Raw genomic sequence first — 1,119 nt, forward strand, 5'->3', positions numbered from 1 at the left:
CGCTCATAGGGCGGCACGGGACGATCAGTGCCGAAATCTTGTAGTTGTGCCCGAAGAGCAAAATTTGGCCACGCCTTGTGAACGTCAAGCGATAGAATAGGTTGATTTTTTTCGCCGCGCTGAAAGACACGCCCCGTACCGGTTAGCCGAGCAGCGAACCTTAGCTACCAACGCCACCTCCGCCCGCTATGCTGATCCACAAGAAATCTACTTTCGTGGCACAACCTCCAGACACGCCAGTGTCTGAAATCGCTCTACGGGTCCTGGTTGAATTCGAAGGTGGCGACTCCTATGTCATTGGGACCGCCACGGTTATCGGATCATTCGTCGCGCTAACAGCAAAACACGTTCTCGACGAGATTACGACGAGATTCGGCGTCGAAGACGCTGAGGACGGCGCGAAAGAAATCACAAATTATTCCGTGCGCTTGTATCAGATACCTCCTGGTCCTAATTACGTCGTATATCAAGTCGTAACCGCATGGAACAGCCCGGATACTGATATCTCTGTTCTGCATCTCGCCTTATTCCGGAGCAGCCCAGGCAGTGTGTTGAATTGGCGAAGCCCACCGCTTGTGTTCGGTCCTCCACCTGTTGGTACTCCGCTCGCAGCCTTTGGCTATCACAGTTCGGAGGTGAGCACGCGACCAGCCAACGACGGGAACTACCATATGGAGTTGAATGATAAGCCGACGACGTCAACAGGAGTGGTTGAAGAAATCTTGCCGAGCGGGCAGCCTGCTGGAAACTTCACTTTCCCCTGCTACCGCATTGCTGCCCGCTTCGACGGTGGAATGAGCGGCGGTCCCGTGTTCGACGAAAACGGCGCCTTGTGCGGGATTATTTCTGGCACGCTCTTTCCCGGCGACGAAGACGAAGACCCAATCAGTTACGTATGCATGTTATGGCCCATCCTTAGGCTTCTCATTTCGGTGAATCGGGGACCAGACTATCCACGAGACGTAAAGTATCCGATGGCGCATCTAGTCAGAGATGGGCAGATTCACACGACTCCATATAGTTTCAGTGGAATCGACCCTGCTCTAATACTCGCTTGGTACATGGGAGCGCACCGCAGCCATAGCAGTCTCTAAAAGAAAAGCAAAAGGTCCGTCACTT

General features: G+C 53.4%; 1 protein-coding gene. It reads left to right on the forward strand.

What is annotated here, in order from left to right:
• The first annotated feature begins 188 nt into the window (after nt 1–188).
• The gene (locus B0G73_RS39945) at nt 189–1,094 is read left to right on the forward strand and encodes a serine protease (protein WP_106286503.1); all 906 of its coding nucleotides are present in this window, start codon (nt 189–191) and stop codon (nt 1,092–1,094) included.
• Nucleotides 1,095–1,119 lie beyond the last annotated feature (25 nt).

It is taken from the genome of Paraburkholderia sp. BL25I1N1, from assembly GCF_003002025.1.
Classification (GTDB): domain Bacteria; phylum Pseudomonadota; class Gammaproteobacteria; order Burkholderiales; family Burkholderiaceae; genus Paraburkholderia.